Annotated in this window: 12 protein-coding genes; 5 read left to right on the top strand and 7 right to left on the bottom strand. The window is 49.1% G+C overall.

The features are described from left to right. Nucleotides 1-22 precede the first annotated feature (22 nt). Nucleotides 23-958: a malate dehydrogenase gene (gene mdh, locus C4S60_RS03930; protein ID WP_038229161.1), complete on the bottom strand. Its 936-nt coding sequence runs from the start codon at nucleotides 956-958 to the stop codon at nucleotides 23-25. 338 nt (nucleotides 959-1,296) lie between these two features. Here mdh and argR point away from each other — a divergent pair, with 338 nt between their 5' ends. The 4 genes from argR (at nucleotide 1,297) to C4S60_RS03910 (ending at nucleotide 6,472) form a co-directional block, all read left to right on the top strand. After that, the gene (argR, locus tag C4S60_RS03925; protein WP_103879040.1) at nucleotides 1,297-1,767 is read left to right on the top strand and encodes a transcriptional regulator ArgR; all 471 of its coding nucleotides are present in this window, start codon (nucleotides 1,297-1,299) and stop codon (nucleotides 1,765-1,767) included. Between the two features lie 334 nt (nucleotides 1,768-2,101). Continuing rightward, a complete protein-coding gene (locus C4S60_RS03920; protein ID WP_103879039.1) occupies nucleotides 2,102-3,070 on the top strand; it encodes a TAXI family TRAP transporter solute-binding subunit in 969 nt (322 codons plus the stop codon). A 258-nt stretch (nucleotides 3,071-3,328) separates the two neighbouring features. Further along, nucleotides 3,329-5,908: a TRAP transporter permease gene (locus C4S60_RS03915; protein ID WP_103879038.1), complete on the top strand. Its 2,580-nt coding sequence runs from the start codon at nucleotides 3,329-3,331 to the stop codon at nucleotides 5,906-5,908. A gap of 123 nt (nucleotides 5,909-6,031) precedes the next feature. Then, on the top strand, nucleotides 6,032-6,472 hold the full coding sequence (locus C4S60_RS03910; RefSeq protein ID WP_103879037.1) for a universal stress protein: 441 nt from the start codon (nucleotides 6,032-6,034) through the stop codon (nucleotides 6,470-6,472). Between the two features lie 32 nt (nucleotides 6,473-6,504). Here C4S60_RS03910 and C4S60_RS03905 read toward each other — a convergent pair whose 3' ends face one another. The 3 genes from C4S60_RS03905 to rapA all read right to left on the bottom strand — a co-directional run bounded on the left by C4S60_RS03905 (nucleotide 6,505) and on the right by rapA (nucleotide 11,230). Then, nucleotides 6,505-7,470: a D-2-hydroxyacid dehydrogenase gene (locus C4S60_RS03905; protein WP_103879036.1), complete on the bottom strand. Its 966-nt coding sequence runs from the start codon at nucleotides 7,468-7,470 to the stop codon at nucleotides 6,505-6,507. 50 nt (nucleotides 7,471-7,520) lie between these two features. After that, nucleotides 7,521-8,258 (bottom strand): bifunctional tRNA pseudouridine(32) synthase/23S rRNA pseudouridine(746) synthase RluA, encoded by a 738-nt coding sequence (gene rluA, locus C4S60_RS03900; protein WP_103879035.1) that lies wholly within the window; start codon nucleotides 8,256-8,258, stop codon nucleotides 7,521-7,523. Nucleotides 8,259-8,320: 62 nt separating this feature from the next. Beyond that, nucleotides 8,321-11,230 (bottom strand): RNA polymerase-associated protein RapA, encoded by a 2,910-nt coding sequence (gene rapA / locus C4S60_RS03895; protein ID WP_103879034.1) that lies wholly within the window; start codon nucleotides 11,228-11,230, stop codon nucleotides 8,321-8,323. Nucleotides 11,231-11,732: 502 nt separating this feature from the next. Here rapA and C4S60_RS03890 point away from each other — a divergent pair. Further along, on the top strand, nucleotides 11,733-13,109 hold the full coding sequence (locus C4S60_RS03890) for a PhoH family protein (protein WP_103879033.1): 1,377 nt from the start codon (nucleotides 11,733-11,735) through the stop codon (nucleotides 13,107-13,109). A gap of 52 nt (nucleotides 13,110-13,161) precedes the next feature. On the opposite strand, the gene tldD is transcribed toward C4S60_RS03890, so the two are convergent. The 3 genes from tldD to C4S60_RS03875 are packed head-to-tail and all read right to left on the bottom strand — an operon-like array spanning nucleotide 13,162 to nucleotide 19,345. Then, the gene (tldD, locus tag C4S60_RS03885) at nucleotides 13,162-14,601 is read right to left on the bottom strand and encodes a metalloprotease TldD (RefSeq protein WP_103879032.1); all 1,440 of its coding nucleotides are present in this window, start codon (nucleotides 14,599-14,601) and stop codon (nucleotides 13,162-13,164) included. A 24-nt stretch (nucleotides 14,602-14,625) separates the two neighbouring features. Then, nucleotides 14,626-15,450, bottom strand: a complete 825-nt coding sequence (locus C4S60_RS03880; RefSeq protein WP_103879031.1) for a carbon-nitrogen hydrolase family protein — start codon at nucleotides 15,448-15,450, stop codon at nucleotides 14,626-14,628. Between the two features lie 4 nt (nucleotides 15,451-15,454). Then, entirely contained in the window at nucleotides 15,455-19,345 is a 3,891-nt protein-coding gene (locus tag C4S60_RS03875) for a YhdP family protein (protein WP_103879030.1), read from the bottom strand. Between the last annotated feature and the right edge of the window lie 9 nt (nucleotides 19,346-19,354).

The following is a 19,354-nucleotide window of genomic DNA, read 5'->3' as shown; positions in this document are numbered from 1 at the left end:
AACATGACTCAGTTAAGAGGAATTACTTCGCGAATTCCACACCAATTTCGATGTCCTTGTTCAGCGTCTCTAGCATGCCATCTAGTGCTGCTTTTTCGTAGTCACTCAACTCACCGTAGCTCAGGATTGCTTCTGCACCGTCTTTACCCAGCTTCACTGGCTGTGCGAAGAATGGAGCATGCTCACCGTCGCCCTCAACGTATGCACATTCAATAACATTCTCTTCGCCCTGAAGGCCTTTTACTAATGCAAGACCAAAGCGGCATGCTGCCTGACCCATTGACAATGTTGCAGAACCGCCACCAGCTTTCGCTTCAACTACTTCGGTACCCGCATTCTGAATACGTTTCGTCAATGCTTCTACTTCTTCTGCTGTAAACTCCACACCTTCTACTTGAGAAAGTAGCGGAAGGATCGTCACACCAGAATGGCCACCGATCACTGGCACTCGAATATCACCTGGATCTTTCGCTTTCAAATCCGCCACAAACGTTTCTGAGCGAATCACGTCCAGTGTGGTCACGCCAAACAATCTGCGCTTGTCGTATACACCAGCTTTTTTAAGTACTTCAGCAGCAATTGGCACTGTGGTGTTAACAGGGTTAGTGATGATACCCACACAAGCTGTCGGACAAACTACCGCAATCTTTTCAGCCAAAGATTTAACAATGCCAGCATTCACGTTGAACAGGTCTGAGCGATCCATACCTGGTTTACGGGCAACACCTGCCGAGATAAGAACCACATCCGCACCCTCAAGTGCTGGAGTTGGGTCTTCACCCGCGTAACCTTTAATAGAAACCGGAGTTGGAATGTGGCTAAGATCGGCTGCTACACCCGGTGTAACAGGTGCGATATCGTACAGGGCTAAATCAGAACCGGCTGGAAGACGGTTTTTAAGTAGTAGAGCTAGGGCTTGACCGATGCCACCAGCGGCACCAATAACAGCTACTTTCATGGTAGTTCTCCTTGAGATTTGTATCTCTTATTAATAGTCTTGTAGGGTAATTTTTCATCGATTAACTAAAAAGCTATAGTAATCACTAATCGATTACAATCAATTAACCTCAGCTTTGCGAGCTCGCGCAACTCACTAAATACGTGCTACTAAGCTATCATGACAAACTTGTCTTGAGAACCCATTTTTCCCCTTGCTAATTATGAGGTTATCACCGACAAAGCAGGCATTGATTAAAGTGATATGGTCAGCATAAACCATGGATTATTTGGTCAAGGTTACGGTTCTGTGCCACAATAGCCCGATCACTGCTAGTAGAACGAATATATGAGGCGTTTATGCGCAATAATGACAAACAAGACAATCTGGTTCGCGCGTTTAAAGCGTTGTTAAAAGAAGAACGTTTTGGCTCACAGGGCGAGATTGTTGATGCATTAAAACTCGAGGGATTTGAGAACATCAACCAATCCAAAGTGTCACGGATGCTGACCAAGTTTGGCGCAGTGAGAACGCGGAATGCCAAAATGGAAATGGTGTACTGCCTTCCGGCAGAACTGGGCGTACCGACGGTATCGAGCTCATTGAGAGAGCTGGTACTTGATATCGACTACAACAACGCGATCGTGGTTATTCATACCGGTCCGGGTGCGGCACAGCTTATTGCACGTTTACTTGATTCACTCGGTAAAGCCGAGGGCATACTGGGTGTGGTGGCAGGAGATGATACGATTTTCATCACACCAACCTTAAACGTAACCACCGAGCAGTTGTTTGAATCGGTATGCGACCTGTTTGAGTATGCCGGCTAAGTTTTAAACATTTACATTCAGAATAAAGTATCACGGAACAGAATTGTTCCGTGATTTACATCACATCTTGAAAAATCGAGAGATTGGTCCAGATTTAAAACTAATTATCTGTTTTTATTAGGTTATATTGCAAAATAAACAGATAAATCCAATCCTCTAGCACAGACAATTCCCCTATATTTATTAACAATCCAGTAATTTTCTTCCAATTTATTTGGTATGATTGCGCCACTTTTTCAACATATGGATTGGAAAAGATGCCGTTTCCACATAGGAAACCTCTGATGACAACTATAGTTATTCAGGGCTAATAATGAATAAGGAAGGGAAATTCATGGCATTTAAGAAACTTGTTAAAATCGGTGCTATTGCCGCTGCTGTTATGGGCGCAGGCGCTGTTAATGCTCAAGAGTTCATCACAATTGGTACAGGTTCCGTCACAGGTGTTTATTATCCAACAGGCGGTGCCATCTGTAAGCTTGTGAATAAAGGCCGTAAGGAACACAACATTCGTTGTTCAGTAGAGTCCACTGGTGGTTCTATCTACAATGTCAACACTATCCGTGCTGGTGAGTTAGATTTCGGTATCGTTCAATCTGACTGGCAATATCACGGCTACAACGGCACGAGCAAATTTGAAGAGCAAGGCCCTTACAAAAAGCTTCGTGCAGTATTCTCTCTGCATACAGAACCATTCAACATCATTGCTCGCACAGATGCCGGTATTGAAAACGTTACAGACCTGAAAGGTAAGCGCGTAAACATCGGTAACCCGGGTTCAGGTGACCGCGCAACAATGGGCGTCGTCATGGATGCAATGGGCTGGACAAACGCAGACTTTAAACTGGCTTCTGAGCTGAAAGGTTCTGAGCGTTCACAAGCACTGTGTGACAACAAAATTGATGCCTTCGTTTATGTTGTCGGTCATCCAAATGGATCGATCAAAGAAGCAACTACATCTTGTGACGCGAAACTGATTTCCGCTACGGGTGAGAAGATCGACAGCATCGTTTCTACAAACCCATACTACGCATACAGCACAGTGCCTGCTGGCATGTACCGCGGCACTGACCAGGACGTAAACAGTTTTGGTGTAGCGGCGACAATGGTAACAACATCTGACGTGTCTGATGACGTTGCTTACAACGTTGCAAAAGCTGTGTTCGAAAACTTCGACACATTTAAGCGCCTGCACCCGGCATTTGCGAACCTGAAGAAAGAAGACATGGTGAAAGCTGGCCTGTCTATTCCTCTTCACCCAGGTGCTGAGAAGTACTACAAAGAAGCAGGTCTTCTTAAGTAAGGCTGCTTTGTAGGGGAGGCTCCGCTTCCCCTATCACTTTTCTACTATGCGTAGCACTCAAAGAAAACCAACACCAGACTGTCTACCATCTGGTGTTGCTGTTTGGGCTCTTTCTTTTAGCCCGTCATTTTCAGAGCCCTGAGAAAACACAACTAAAACCACACGTTTGCATCCATTGACTACAATGTTAAATGCGAAATATGGTTCGTTAACCTTGTTTGACAGACACAGGACCATAAATAATAAAGGATAAAGTACATGACGCAGACAACACAACCGTCGCAAGATGTGCAAGACATGGTCGCACAGGCTGACACTGGAGCAAGAAGCCCAAAGGGCATCCCAGCGAAAATTCTCTGGCTGGTTCCACTATGTTGGTCACTATTTCAACTTTGGTACGCATCGCCACTACCATTTGTTTTCAATTTTGGCGTATTAAACGACACCGAAGCACGTTCAATACACCTGACGTTTGCTATTTTTCTGGCCTTTACTGCCTATCCGGCAATGAAGAACTCACCTCGAGACCACATTCCTGCTATCGACTGGATATTGGCGCTCGCTGGTAGTTTTTCTGCCGCTTATATCTATCTGTTTTATACTCAGCTTGCAGGACGCTCTGGTGCACCAACTACAATGGATATTGTATTTGCAGTAACCGGTATGGTGCTGCTACTGGAAGCCACTCGCCGAGCCCTTGGACCTCCGTTGATGGTCGTTGCAGCGGTATTCCTGTTGTACACCTTTGGTGGTCCTTATATGCCAGACGTGATTGCCCACAAGGGCGCAAGCCTGAATAAGGCCATGTCACACCTATGGCTGACAACAGAAGGGGTGTTCGGTGTTGCTCTAGGCGTATCCACCTCTTTCGTATTTTTGTTTGTATTGTTCGGCGCCATGTTGGAGCGAGCAGGTGCAGGCGCATACTTTATTAAGGTCGCATTCTCTCTACTAGGGCACATGCGTGGTGGCCCGGCAAAAGCAGCCGTTGTCGCATCGGGGCTGTCGGGCCTGGTGTCTGGTTCTTCCATTGCGAACGTGGTCACGACCGGTACCTTTACGATCCCATTGATGAAGCGAGTTGGCTTCCCGGGTACCAAAGCAGGTGCGGTAGAGGTTGCCGCCTCTACCAACGGTCAGTTGACACCTCCTATCATGGGTGCAGCCGCTTTCCTAATGGTGGAATATGTGGGTATTTCCTATGTAGAAGTGATCAAAGCCGCCCTACTCCCGGCCCTGATTTCCTACATTGCCCTGATTTATATTGTTCACCTCGAAGCCTGTAAGGCCGGTATGACTGGCCTGCCGCGTCGTCACACTCCAACTCTGATACAAAGCTTACTGTCGTTTACCGGGACGATTTTGGGGCTGTGTGTGATCAGTGCTGTGGTTTACTACGGCATCGGCTGGACCAAAGATGTCTTTGGTGATGCCGCAACTCCCATTGTTGGCGTGGCTCTCATCCTCTCTTATCTTGGCTTGCTAAAGGTATCAGCGTCCTACGCCAAAGAAGGTGGCATGGAGATTGATGGCGAGTTGAATGAAGTACCGGATCCAGGCCCAACGATTAAGTCGGGTCTGCACTTCCTGCTCCCTATCGTCGTACTGGTTTGGTGTCTGACGGTAGAGCGCTTCTCTCCAGGTCTGTCAGCATTCTGGGCAACGGTCTTTATGATCTTCATTCTGATCACCCAGCGACCGCTGATCGCTATGATGGCCAAAACCAGTGACGTGACTACTGAACTGAAAGCTGGCTTTATCGATCTGGCTGAAAGTCTGGTATCCGGTGCTCGTAACATGATTGGTATCGGTGTAGCGACAGCTGCAGCGGGTACAGTCGTGGGCGTGGTCACCCTGACAGGTATCGGTCTGGTCATGACCGACTTCGTCGAGTTTATCTCCGGCGGTAGCATCATCTTGATGCTACTATTTACCGCGGTCATCTCTCTGGTTCTGGGGATGGGTCTTCCCACCACGGCAAACTATATCGTCGTATCGACGCTAATGGCGCCGGTTATCGTGACACTGGGTGCCGCGCACGGTCTGATCATCCCATTAATCGCTGTTCACCTGTTCGTGTTCTACTTCGGGATCCTGGCGGATGACACCCCACCGGTTGGTCTGGCGGCGTTTGCAGCGGCAGCCATAGCTAAATCAGATCCAATCCGTACTGGTATTCAGGGCTTTACCTACGATATTCGAACAGCCATTCTGCCGTTCATGTTCATCTTCAACACTCAGTTGCTGATGATGGGAATTGACAGCTGGTGGCACCTCGCGATGACGGTGATCTCTGCAGTGATTGCAATGCTGATTTTCTCTGCAGCGACACAAGGTTGGTGGTTCACCAAAAACAAATGGTGGGAAACCGTATTACTACTGGTTCTGACCTTCACTTTCTTCCGACCAGGTTTCTGGTGGGATATGGTGTACCCGGCAAAAGTTCTTTCACCTGGGGTTGAGATAGCTCAAGTTACTGAAAAGCTAAATGTTGGACAATCAATTCAGTTGCGTGTAGCGGGTGAAACTCTGGAAGGGAAGTATGTGGAAAAAACCGTTCGCTTGCCTTTCGATGACAACGCAGTCACCGCCGATGACCGAATTGCTTCTATGGGTCTGATGCTCACCGAGAACGACGGTAAAATGATCATCGATATGGTTGAGTTTGGTAGCCCAGCAGAGGCGTCGGGACTAGACTTTGATTGGGAAATCCAGTCTATCGTACAGGATGCAGACAGACCAATGAAAGAATGGGTGTTTGTCCCTGCACTGCTTCTGCTTCTCGCGCTTGCGTTGAATCAAAAGCGCCGCGCTCGACGTGAAAACCTGAGCGCTTAAAGTTAAAGAGGCTCTGGAGTAACATCACCAGAGCCTTGAACGACCCAATAATGGAACGGATAAACTAGCTAAGCGTTCGCTTTGCCCTATGCTAGTAGGGTGCGGACTAAGAAGAGAAACAACATGTACAAACAAATCCTGGTTCCTGTCGATTTAAATGACAAAGGCTTTTCTGATAAAGCGGTTGAAATAGCGGTCTGGCATGCCATACATTCCAATGCAGAAGTCCATCTTCTCAATGTACTCCCTGGCATTCATATGTCGATGGTCGCCACCTATTTTCCAAAGGACGCGGCTGCACGAATGAAGAATGACGTCAGGGCTCAGTTGGAGACGTTTGCCGATCAACATATACCAGATGACGTTGTGTACAAAGTACACGTAGCTGAAGGTAAACCTTACTCCACGATTTTAGATTACGCTGAACGCCTTGGCGCCGATCTTATCGTGATGCCGAGTCATAAGCGCTCCAAAATTGACAAGGTCGTGCTGGGCTCAGTCGCCAGCAAAGTGGTCCAGAACTCTCCAATCAATGTTCTGGTGGTCAAACCGCAAACCCGTTAACGTTAATGTCCCGCCAACAGTGCGGGACATTTTTATCTCACCCGATTCTGCAGCGCTCCTCGTTCTGCCGCTTCAATATTGCTCACTAATATGTCACACAAGGTTTGGATGGATGAGTGACTTCCCCACGCAACATGGGGCGTCAAAATCAGATTGGGTAAATCCATGTTGGCAATCAGAGGGTTGTCTGATGGTGCAGGCTCCTGAGTAAACACGTCGACCCCCGCACCGGCGATGATGTTGCGCTTCAGAGCATCCACCAAATCGGCCTCATTCACCAAACCGCCACGACCAGTGTTGATCAAGATGGCATTGGGTTTCATTTTCGACAGTGCTTCACGATCAATCAGGTTTCGGGTTTCTTCAGTGAGCGGACACAACAGAGCAATCGCATCGCTGCTTGCGAGGCAGTGATCAAATGACACATAGCCCTGACGGCAACCTGCCGCACCTTTACGCTCCGAAAACTGTACCTTCATGCCAATCGCTCTGGCCAGAGTCGCCGTCGCCTGCCCCAGAGCACCACTGCCAATAATACCCAGAGTGGACCCCGCAATGTCCTGTATCGGATGAGTAAAAAAACAGAACTTGTTTTGTCGCTGCCACTCCCCCGCTTGAATGTCATTGTGGTAAGCGGGAATGTTGCGCATCAGAGTAAACAACAGCCCAATCACATGCTCGGGGACCGACTGGGTGGCATAACCACGAATGTTACTCACGGCAATTTGACGACTCTGACAATAATCGAGATCGACATTATTTACCCCAGTTGCAGCAACGGCGATATGCTTGACTTTGTCTGCCTTAGATAGCTCAGTCTCCCCTAAATACACCTTGTTGGTAATGACGATGTCGGCATCGGCTATCCGCTCTGCTACCTCGCTGGCAAGCGTTGACGGATATTCTAGCCACTGGTGAGCAAAACTCGGCTGGGGAATATTGATATTTACAGGAATGGTATCGCGATCGAGAAATACGATTTTTTTCAGGGCGGCCATGAGTTCTCCTTGGTGGTTTCACGGCCAATGATAAAGGTAGTTAATTGCGTTTATGGCCGGGGCAACGTCTTATAGTCCGGCAATTCTGGCGCTGGGTCAAAGTGTTGGATCACTAATTCTTCAGTCTGTGCGTAAAAATCACAGGGTACAAAGATCGCTTGCAACTGTTTACTTTGAGGATGGTAAAAGCACAGCTCTGAGGCATGCAATTCCAGCCGCTGTGAGTAGTTCATCGCTTCTTCATGCGCATAAAATTCATCGCCAACAATCGGGTGACCAAGAGCCAGCAAATGTACTCTAAGCTGATGAGAGCGCCCGGTAATAGGAAATAAACGAACAATGCTGGTTTGCTGTTCGGACTTAACGACCTGATAGAAAGTTTGTGACGGTTTGCCATGTTCATAACACACCTTCTGTCGGGGACGATTGGGCCAATCACAAATCAGTGGTAAGTCGATCAGCCCTTCAGTCTGCTCAGGCTTACCCCATACTCTGGCGTAATAGACTTTATGAGTCAGGCGATACTGAAACTGCTTTTTCAACGATCGCTCTGCTTCCTTGTGTTTTGCCAACAGCATTAATCCTGAGGTAGACATATCCAGCCGATGAACGACCTGAATGTCCGGGTATTGTGCGACCAGCCGGCTCCACATGCTGTCGTAGTGTTCTGCTGCCTTGCCGGGAACGGACAACAAACCGGAAGGCTTATTAACCGCTAGTATATGCTCATCTTCGAACACAGTATCAATCCACGGTTCAGTAGGGGGGGTGTAGCTCAGCATAGCCATAATTAATACCGCTCTGGAAATAACAAAGGCGCAGCCCGGGCTGCGCCATTTTAACCACTAATTTAGTTGTGACTGACCACAATCAGACGCAGAGAATCCAACTGAACCTGTGCTTTGGCAATGTAGCCATCCAGCTCTTTAATTTGCGATTCAATGGCTTCGATTTCTTCGTCACGAATGTTCGGGTTCACCGCTTTCAGCGCTTGAAGACGCTCAAGCTCACCGTTGAGACTGGCATACATAGCTTTATGTGCGTCTTCACGAACAGTACCTACTTTATCTTCGACAGCAGCGTTACCCGACTCAATCAGGCGATGAACATCCGCTTGTACTGAGGTCACCAACTTGCTGGCCAAGTGACGGTTTACCGGGCTCAACTGGCGGTTAAAGCCTTCAAACTCTACTTGTGCAGACAAATCATTACCACGGCCATCCATCATCAGACGGATTGGCGTTGGTGGTAAGAAGCGGCTAATGCCACTTTGTTTCGGGGCCTGCGCATCGACCACGTAAACCAGTTCCAGAAGAATCGTTCCTACCGGCAGCGCTTTGTTTTTTAGCAGAGACACCGCACAGGTACCTACACCTTCACTCATCACCAGATCGATGCCCCCCTGAATCATAGGGTGCTCCCAGCTGATGAAATTCATGTCTTCACGTGATAACGCCGTGTCACGGTCAAAGGTAATGGTTGCTCCCTCATATGGCAGCCCCGGATAACTCGGCACCATCATATGTTCAGATGGCGTGACAACCAGAGCATTCTCTCCCTTGTCGTCCTGATTCAAGCCAATGGTATCGAACAGGCTCAGAGCGAACGTCACCAAATTGGTATCCCCATCCGTTGCCGCGATTTTGTCAACGATCTCTTGTGCTGCTTCGCCACCATTTGAGTGCATTTCCAGCAGGCGGTCACGACCTTGTTCTAACTCGTGTTTTAGCTCCAGATTGTACTTTCTTGAACCTTCAATCACGTCATCCAGTTCTTCCGTTTCACCGCTGGCGAGCATATTAATAATGCTCTCTGCGTAGCGGTCGTAAACCATGCGACCGGTAGGACACGTTTCGGCAAATGCGTTCAGGCCTTCGTTAAACCAACGCGCCAGAATCGCTTGTGACGTACCTTCAAGATACGGCACATGAACATCAATATCTCGTTTTTGACCAATTCGGTCCAAACGGCCGATACGCTGCTCGAGTAAATCCGGGTTGAAAGGGAGATCAAACATCACCAGTTGATTGGCAAACTGGAAGTTACGACCTTCCGAGCCAATCTCACTACAGATCAATACCTGAGCACCGCCCTCTTCCTGAGCAAAATAGGCCGCTGCTTTGTCGCGCTCAAGGATAGACATACCTTCGTGGAATACGGTAGCGCGAATGCCTTCACGTTCGCGCAATGCCTGCTCTAGCTGCAAAGCTGTACTTGCACGCGACGCGATGACCAGTATTTTCTCGCTGCGTTTGGCCGTAATTTTTTCAATCAGCCAATTGACTCGGGAGTCAAACTGCCACCAGCTTGAATCCTCCCCCTCAAACTCCTGGAAGATTTCCTCCGGATACAGCATCTTCATCGCACGCGCTTCCGGGGTCATCTTGCCGCCAATCATGCCAGAGACACGCATGGATGTGGTGTACTGCTGAGGGATAGGCATCGGCACCAGATTCACGTTACGCGTCGGGAAGCCTTTTATCGCAGCACGAGTGTTTCTGAATAGCACGCGTCCGGTACCGTGACGGTCCATCAGGTTGTCGATCAGCTCTTGCCTTGCCGTCGCCTGTTCTTCGTCGCTGGCATTACTCTCCAACACCTTAAAAAGTGGCTCAACATCCTGCTCAGACAGTAACTCGGTAATTTGGTTTTTAGCATCGTCAGCCAAAGCGTGTCCGGAAAACAGAGCCGTTACGGCATCTGCTACCGGTGCATACTGTTCTTCCTCTTTGACGAAAGCGTCATAATCAAAGAAGCGATCCGCATCCAGAAGACGCAAACGCGCAAAGTGACTTTCTCGACCAAGCTGTTCTGGCGTTGCGGTCAACAACAGGACACCCGGAGTTTTCTCAGCCAGAGCTTCAACAACCTGATATTGACGGCTAGGATTATCCTGGCTCCACTCAAGATGGTGAGCTTCATCGACTACCAGTAGGTCCCACTCTCCCTCTAATGCCTGCTCAAAACGTTTGCGACTCTTGCGCAAGAAATCCAGCGAGCACAACACCAATTGTTGCGTATCAAATGGATTATCCGCTTCAGCAAACGCTTCAATACAACGCTCTTCATCAAAGATGGAAAAGTGCAGGTTGAATCGACGCATCATTTCGACCAGCCATTGGTGTTGCAGTGTTTCAGGTACCACAATCAATACACGCTGAGCGCGGCCAGACAATACCTGCTGATGAATGATCATGCCTGCTTCGATGGTTTTACCCAACCCCACTTCGTCGGCCAACAAAACGCGAGGGGCGTAACGGCGACCCACTTCATGGGCGATGAATAGCTGATGAGGGATCAGACCGGCACGCATACCACACAGGCCACGCATCGGACTCTTATGCTGCTCATACTGATTGCTCAGCGCACGGTAACGCAGCACAAAGTTGTCCATTCGGTCAATCTGGCCTGCAAACAACTTGTCCTGAGGCTTATTAAAGCGGATCTGGTGGCTAAGGAAGATTTCGCGCAGCACCACATCTTGTTCCTCGGTATCCTGACGGGTACCGATATAGGTCAGAATGCCTTGGTCTTCAGATACTTCATCCACCAACAGAGACCAGCCTTCCTGACTATCTATGACATCGCCAACATTAAACGTAACTCGGGTGACTGGAGCATCATTACGTGCATAAACACGATTCTCTTCTGATGCCGCAAACATAAGAGACACTGTTCTCGCATCCAATGCAACGACCGTACCCAAACCTAAATCACTTTCCGTATCGCTAATCCAGCGCTGCCCTAAAGCAAATGTCATAGAGAGACTACCTCAACTCTTGTCGAATTCTTTGAGTTATTTTGACGGTAACCGGGGCAAATCTGAATGCCACCCCGAGCGCAAAACCCCGCCCAAATAATAGTAGGTGATAGTGCAAAAAATGCGCACAATTCACCCTTAATGAAAGGTCGCTAATCTTACTTGAAGGCGTGATACAGGTCACGCCAATTACAAGGAAAATCTCAGTTTTTTTTACATTGTCGTGGTTGACATCAAACTGCAAAAAAATAGTGTCAAATGTAGGGACTCAACTGCATTTTTTTCACTTATACTCAAAATGTAAGCGTTATGAACATGTTACCAAGGAACCGTGTGATAACGCTGACACGGGTATCAGGTTCAATCAGACTCACTATCGATTGAACAAAGCAAGGTTGACTCATCAGGATAGGAAATCAGAGCCAGCATTGACCCCAAGTCTGACTCGATCCTCATCCGAGTTAACCGCAAGGACTAGCGCCAGTTGCGGCAAGGAGACTATATGGGCGATACCGACCGTAAAATTTTCGTTCTCGACACCAACATCCTTCTCCACGAACCCCATGCCATTTTTTCTTTCAAAGAGCACGATGTCGTCATTCCCATGACGGTACTGGAAGAACTCGATCGTATTAAGGACAGTAAACGCGATGTCGCGCGGGATGCACGTGTTGCGATTCGAGCACTCGAAGATATTTTCAAAGATGCCACACCCGATGAAATTTCAGAGGGCATCCCTTTCTCACCCAATATGGATGCAACTGGCACCATTTCTATCCTGGCAGATTACAGTCTCCAGGAAACCGTCAAGGCCTTCGCCGATAAGGAGGGCGATAACCGTATCCTCAACGCGGTGCTGGATGTTCAGAATAAGCGCGCCCCACGAGAAGTCGTGTTAGTCACCAAAGACATCAATATGCGGCTAAGAGCAAAAGGCGCAGGCGTCCGGTTTGTCGAAGATTACCGCACAGACCAACTGATTGATGATGTGCAGTACCTCACTAAAGGTTTCCAAAAATCACAAGGAGCCTTTTGGGAGCACATTGATCAGGTCGACACCAGAACGCTGGCCAACAAGACCTATCACACCTTTGATCGTGAAGTGATTGACCCGACCTTTATTAACCAATACTTAATCGATGAGAACAGCGACTTCGCTGGTCGTGTAGCGGATATTGACGGCGACAAAGTCACCATTCGTGACCTCAGTCAGGAGCGCCTGTTGTGCCGTCAGGCCTGGGACATACGACCCAAAAATATCTATCAGGGCATGGCCATGAACGCTTTGCTGGATCCCGATATTGATCTAGTCATCCTGACCGGTGCTGCGGGTAGTGGTAAAACGCTGCTGGCCATGGCCGCAGCACTGGAGATGACCATCGAACGCGGTATGTTCGACAAAATCATCGTGACCCGGAATACACCAGATATTGGTGAGTCTATTGGTTTCCTTCCCGGTACAGAAGAAGAAAAGATGATGCCTTGGCTAGCGGCGATCACCGATACTCTGGAAGCGCTGCATAAAAACGATCACTGTACCGAGGGCTCATTAAAATACATCTGCGACAAAGCCAATATTCAGTTCAAGTCGATTAACTTTATGCGCGGGCGCTCGATTCAAAATGCTTTTGTGCTGTTGGATGAGTGTCAGAACCTCACTGCTTCACAAATCAAAACCATCATTACCCGCTGTGGTGAAGGGACTAAAATTGTGTGCTCAGGGAACCTGGCGCAGATAGACTCGCCATACCTGACACCTGTGACATCAGGACTGACCTATATGGTGGAGCGCTTTAAGAACTTTGGCGGCAGCGCCAATATCCACCTCAATGGTGTGGTGAGAAGCCGACTGGCGGAGTTTGCAGAGGAGAATTTGTAGTTGCAAGGGGCAGTGCCTGAGTCCAAGGACCCAGGCACTGAATTGACTAAATTTAGTCAGTACCACCAACGGTTAGGGCATCAAGTTTCAAGCTTGGCTGACCGACACCTACCGGAACGCTCTGCCCTGCTTTTCCGCAAACGCCAACACCACGGTCGATGCTCAGGTCATTACCAACCATAGAGACCTGTTGCATCGCTTCAATGCCAGAGCCAATCAATGTCGCCCCTTTCACAGGCGCGGTGATCTTACCGTCTTCGATCAAATACGCTTCAGACGCAGAGAACACAAACTTACCTGAGGTGATATCCACCTGGCCTCCGCCAAAGTTAGGTGCATACAGACCCTTCTTCACGGTTGAAATGATCTCTTCCGGAGAGTGCTCACCCGGCAGCATATAAGTGTTTGTCATACGAGGCATTGGCAAATGGGCATAAGACTCACGGCGAGCATTACCCGTCGGGTTTACCCCCATCAAGCGCGCATTCAGTTTGTCCTGCATGTAGCCTTTCAGAATACCGTTTTCAATCAGGGTATTGTACTGACCGTGAACCCCTTCATCGTCAACGTTCAGGGAGCCACGCAGATCTTTAAGCGTACCGTCGTCCACGATGGTACACAGATCAGAAGTGACCTGCTGCCCCACTTTCCCTGAGAATACCGAGGACTCTTTACGATTAAAGTCGCCTTCTAAGCCATGACCCACAGCTTCATGAAGTAATACACCTGGCCAACCTGACCCTAGCACGACAGGCATAGTGCCCGCAGGTGCATCGATCGCTTCAAGGTTTACCAGAGCCTGTCTGATCGCCTCATCGGCGTAGTTATACGCAACCTGCTGGCCTTCTTCAGTTGAAAGGAAGAAATCGTAACCATAACGACCACCGCCACCAGCGCTGCCTCGCTCACGACGCTCGCCTTTTTGTGCCAGTACGCTAATAGATAAGCGCACCAAAGGACGCACGTCCCCGGCAAAGGTACCATCGGTAGCCGCAACCAGCATTTGCTCGTAGACACCGCTTAAGCTGACCGAAACTTCTTGAATCAATGGCTCTTTGGTTCGGATGTAAGCATCAAGCTGTTTAAGCAATTCTGTTTTTTGTTGCTTCTCCCAACTTTCTAGCGGATTTACCGCTGCATAGTAGGCCTGATTATCACGACGGCTAAGTGCCTTCACTTGTCCATTTTGCCCCTGCTGGGCAATACCTCGAGCGGCAACGGCACTTTGCTTCAGCCCTTCCAGAGTAATTTGATCCGAATAAGCAAAACCCGTTTTCTCACCAGTAACGGCACGTACACCAACGCCACGATCGATATTAAATGAGCCATCTTTAATGATGCTGTCTTCCAGTACTAACGACTCATGCCAGCTAGATTGAAAGTAGATATCCGCATAGTCAATTTGGCGAGTCGCAATGCTAGCTAACGTTGCTTCAATATCCTGTTCAGACAGGCCTGTTGGCCCAAGTAGCGTGTCTTCTATGCGTTCCATATTCGGTTGCTCTTATGTATATAATTAGTTTAAGTGCTGTTCAAAGCGGATGTGCTTGGCAACAGGCATGCTCTGCCTGACCTCTTCAACCACATCGAAATTCAATTCTGCCGTGATGGTGCCGATTTGATCGCCAAGCTGTCCCTGGATTTCTCCCCAGGGAGAGACCACCATCGAATGACCCCATGTTTCTCTGCCACAGGGATGTCTGCCACATTGGTTGGCAGCAATGATCCAGCACTGATTTTCGATGGCCCTGGCACGCAACAGTACTTCCCAATGGGCTCTGCCAGTGACAGCCGTAAAGGCTGCGGGAACCACGATAACGGTCGCCCCCTGCGCCCGAAGCGCTGAATACAAATGGGGGAATCGAAGATCGTAACAGATCGACAATCCAATTGCGCCAAAATCTGTCGGCACCATCGCGATACTGGTGCCTGCCTTAAAAGTTTCTGATTCTCGATAGTTCTTGTGACTGTCATTGACATCCACATCAAACATGTGCAGCTTATCATAGTGATTCATACGCTGCCCATTAAGGTCATAGACCAGCGTGGTCGTAGAGACTTCCTCTTCGGAGACGCGGATCGGAAAGCTACCAACAATCAGGTTCACCTGATATTGTTTCGCCAATGCGGCCAATTTATCCTGATATTCTCCATTCCCCAGATATTCAGCATGACGGTGATAATCTTCCCGCGCCCCAAACACCAACGCGTTTTCTGGAGTCAGTATCCAGGTCATCCCTTTTGCCGCTAGAAAGGCTACTTTCTGTTTGATGAACTGAAAGTTCTCTCGGGGATCGGGACCCGACGTCATTTGAATAATGCCAAAGCGTTCCTTGCTCATGGGTTTATTTGCTCTCCTTTTTGAGGTTTTCGGGTAGTTTGTATTCACCTTTGGTTCGAGAAATCTCTTTCACCGTCGGTGAGTCCAGCGGCCCTTTGACCTCATAATTCACTTGCGTCACCACTTCTACCACTGGTGAAATCACCGTCGTCACCGCCAGTACCACCAACGCTGTCTGCGGTGTAACCGCAAAAGCAGTGATAATTGGGATACCAGAAGTCATATCCGGGGTGAACTTAACCTGGGCATCGACGGTTTGCTGAGACAGATCGGCCAACCCTTTAATGATCATTTCACCAGCCACTGCGTCCATCTTAATATTGTTGGTGACAAAAATACCATCTCTCACCTTACCACTGCCGGTAATAGAGTTAAACGCCATCCCTTTGTCAAAAACATCAGTGAAGTCGAGCTGCATCTTACGAATAATAGAGTCCAGGCTGAATAGCCCCAACAGTCTGGCCGCACCGCTGACATCCGAGATCACCCCTTTACCCAACTTGGTACTAATCTCACCATTCACCGTATCCAGTCGCATCGACCAGGGCGCACCGTCCCAGGACATACTGGAATTCAGTTCAAAAGGAGCGCGTTGAATCCCTGAAGATATCCCAAAGCGTTCCATCAGATCACTGTTGTTTTCCCCTTTTACTTTCAGGTTAACGCGAGTTTTATTCTGTTGCCCTGCGACCTGCCAGTCACCATCAATATGTACCTGATTGGTACCACTGGTCAGATCCAGCTTACGCCACACCAATTTACTCCCTTCGCGCTCAACCTCCATGTTGACCTTGCCGACTTTGTAACCCTGAAACCAAAAGTTATCGACCGTTAATTGGGTGTCCGGCAACGCAGCAAAAAAGCTACGGTCAAAATCGGTCACCAAAGGCGCCTCGGGATTCTCCTGAGTGATCAATGACTCATCTTGCTCTGCTTTTTGGTCAAATTCTGGCACGTAAATATGCAGACGCTTCAGCGCCACATGCAGTTCATTATTATCACTGTAGCTCGCCTGCCCCTTCGCTTCCTGACTGTCGAGTTCAAACTGCCAGCCCCCTTTCTTATAGCGGGCGTCAAAGTTCACATCATGCCATTCTATCCCCCCCAGCATCAGCTCCTTCGCTTCAACACTGGCACGCTTTGGCAATGGCAGTTCAGGCTTGTTGAGATCATCAAGCACCGCCTTCTCACCACTAGGCGGCTCTTTAAACAGCTCACTCCATTGGTCGAAATCAAACTTGTCTGAGCGCACCTGAAAATGGTGGCCAACGATAGGGCTGATTTTGAATCCCCCTTTGCCCAGCACCAAATTCGTCGCTTCGAGGACGGGAACCTCGCCGGTAATATCAATTTCAGTTTGATATTTCACCGATGGCAACTGCAACCGAGCAGTGATCGCCTCTTGGTTACCGGAGGCCTGCAACCTGGCTTTACCTGACTCGCCAAACGCTTTCTTCAGCGGATAGGGGTATTCACTGGTAATGGTCGCTAAGTTCGCGTTCAAATCCAACTGGTAAGTAAAACCAACATCGTTAAGCTGAATGTCGACATCGAGGTTCCAGGGAGCATGCCCTTTAACCCGTCCAATAAACTTTTCACCGATGTACGGTTTCAGAGGAGCTGTGGTCCAGTCACCGACTGCATCGATCGCCACCGCATAGCCTTTACCCGCATTTTGCCCCTGAAAATCAAGGCTAATTGGCTGATTCAGCAGATCCGCCGACAACCCTGTGGCCCTGACCACATCGTTATCAAACTCCACTCGTCCAGACACCTTTTCCAGTGTCATTGGCGGTGCGTCTATCTCAACATGATTGTCTTTTAACTGCGCATAGCCCCAGGCTCTTGATGGGGTGTCATCACCAGAGAATGGAATATAAAGCTGAAAATCTGCCTCGACTTCACCACCGACCTGTACCGCCGTCAATGCAGCCCCCACCGAGTCAACCAGCGGGGAAGCAGTCATATAATCTCGTACCGCGCTACCATCACCACTGGCTTTCGCCTCTATCTCCAGATGCCCACCACCATTCAACACCGGTATCCGCCCGGTAATACGCTTCCCCTTCACCTCCATCAGCGTGGCGGATCGGGAGTCAAGGTGCATGGTCTCGTTCTGGAACAGCAGATCAAGTTGTAAGTCAGTAAGCGGTGGCCAGTTAGTATCGAAGCTGAATTTTGCGTCCCGTAACCCTACCCAGGCCTGAAACATACCATTGTGCTCTCGATAGGGAAAATCGGACAGTTTTCCATACCAGAGCAATTTAGCGGTGTTGACTCGTCCGCCCTGAATCGCGGCGGACAAATAATCGGTAAGACGTTGTCCCATCGCCCTTGTTGGCAGGTATCGCCAGGTCTCACCTGCATTGTAGAGATCCGCTTCTGCGTAAAACGACAAAAACGGACTGTCGTTGGCGGGAAAGTCCAACCTAAACGCCCCCAGAACCTGTAAATCCGGAGTCGCCGCCGTGACTTTATCCGACCAAAGTGACCAACCTGTATCACCGTGATTTTGCCAGTAGACATCCACAAGCCCCTGCTTAATGTTCAGCGGAGCCTGGAACACATCGCCATAAGGAAAGCGATCATCAATCACGGTAACCCGAGCGTGCGCTTGTTTCAGATCCCCTTTGACCATGCCCGAAACCTGTGAAAAACCAGGAAGCAGCGCCCACTGAGACATGGATAATTGTGCAAATTTCGCTGAGTATTTCAGGGAACCCTCGCCCTGCATCTGGGCCATGCGGATATCTTCTATCCGACCTCCCGGATTCAGTTTGTCAAGCCACTGCTGCACTTGTTCATCCGGACTTAATGTAGCCAGAGGCTTCAGGGCATCAATGTCTAATTGAGAGATGTTCAATTGCCATTGCTGCTGTCGGTTCCAGTCCAGTGCAATATCCAGCTCAGGCCATGGCACATCGTTCGTACGAGCATTAACCTCGTGAACATTTAGCTGCCAACCATTTTCTGTGGGCAGCAAGTGCAGCACGGCCGACTCAACAAACAGATCGTTGTTTTGCCCCTGCTTTGACCAGTTGAGCTCTGATGGCAACACTTCGAGGTAAGCTTCTTTGGCATTGCTGTCCTCCAATGTGATCCAGGTTCTCAAGCTAACGCTGCCACCCTGGATACCGGTTTGCTGCTTCTGTTGTTCAGACAACCAGGGAGAAAGCGACATTTCATCCACCGTCAGGTAGAAATCACCGGAAACACTAGACAGGGAGCCGTTATCAATAAAGTCTGCTCTGACCTCGAGGGCGTTGAGATTCGCATCCGCAATGGAAACCGTTCCCTGAGCCAGGTGTCGGACATTCTCATTGCGCCATTGCAGCTTATCGATATCCAATTGGCGCATCTCACCAGAAATGGACTGGTACAAAATCGTCGAGTTGGCGACAGAGAAGCGGTCAAGTTGCCTGAGGAGCAAATTATCCAGTCGGCTAATTAACTGCTCACCACTTTCGGCAGGTTTGTCTGTAGCGGGGGCTTGTTCGCTGGTCGCTTTAAGCAGGTCAACGGAGCGAATATCCAGCATCATGTCATTCACCACCATGTCCGCAAGCACAGGTTGCCTTTGAATGATGGTTTGAATCAGATCAAATTCCAATTCAAGGTTATCGACCTCAAATCGGGTCTCTGAGCTTGCGGACAAGCTCACTGAAACCCCTTGCAGGGAGATGGAAGGGTGCGTATTACGCCAGAAACCGCGTACGTCTTTAAGAGACACATTCAGCCCGGTACCCTGATTTATCCAGGTGACGATTTCGGGCTGAACTTTATTGAGCTGAGGTAATCCGACGCGTAGCGCAGTGACCGCAGAGGCAAGAACTACCAATACGGTCAACAGCAGCCATAGAAAAAAACGGATTATCCGATTAACACCAGGACTCACAAATCACTC

The sequence above is a fragment of the Vibrio hangzhouensis genome (assembly GCF_900107935.1).
Classification (GTDB): Bacteria; Pseudomonadota; Gammaproteobacteria; order Enterobacterales; family Vibrionaceae; genus Vibrio; species Vibrio hangzhouensis.
The sequence above is the reverse complement of the archived record's forward strand: the minus strand, read 5'-3'. Positions and strand labels throughout refer to the sequence as shown.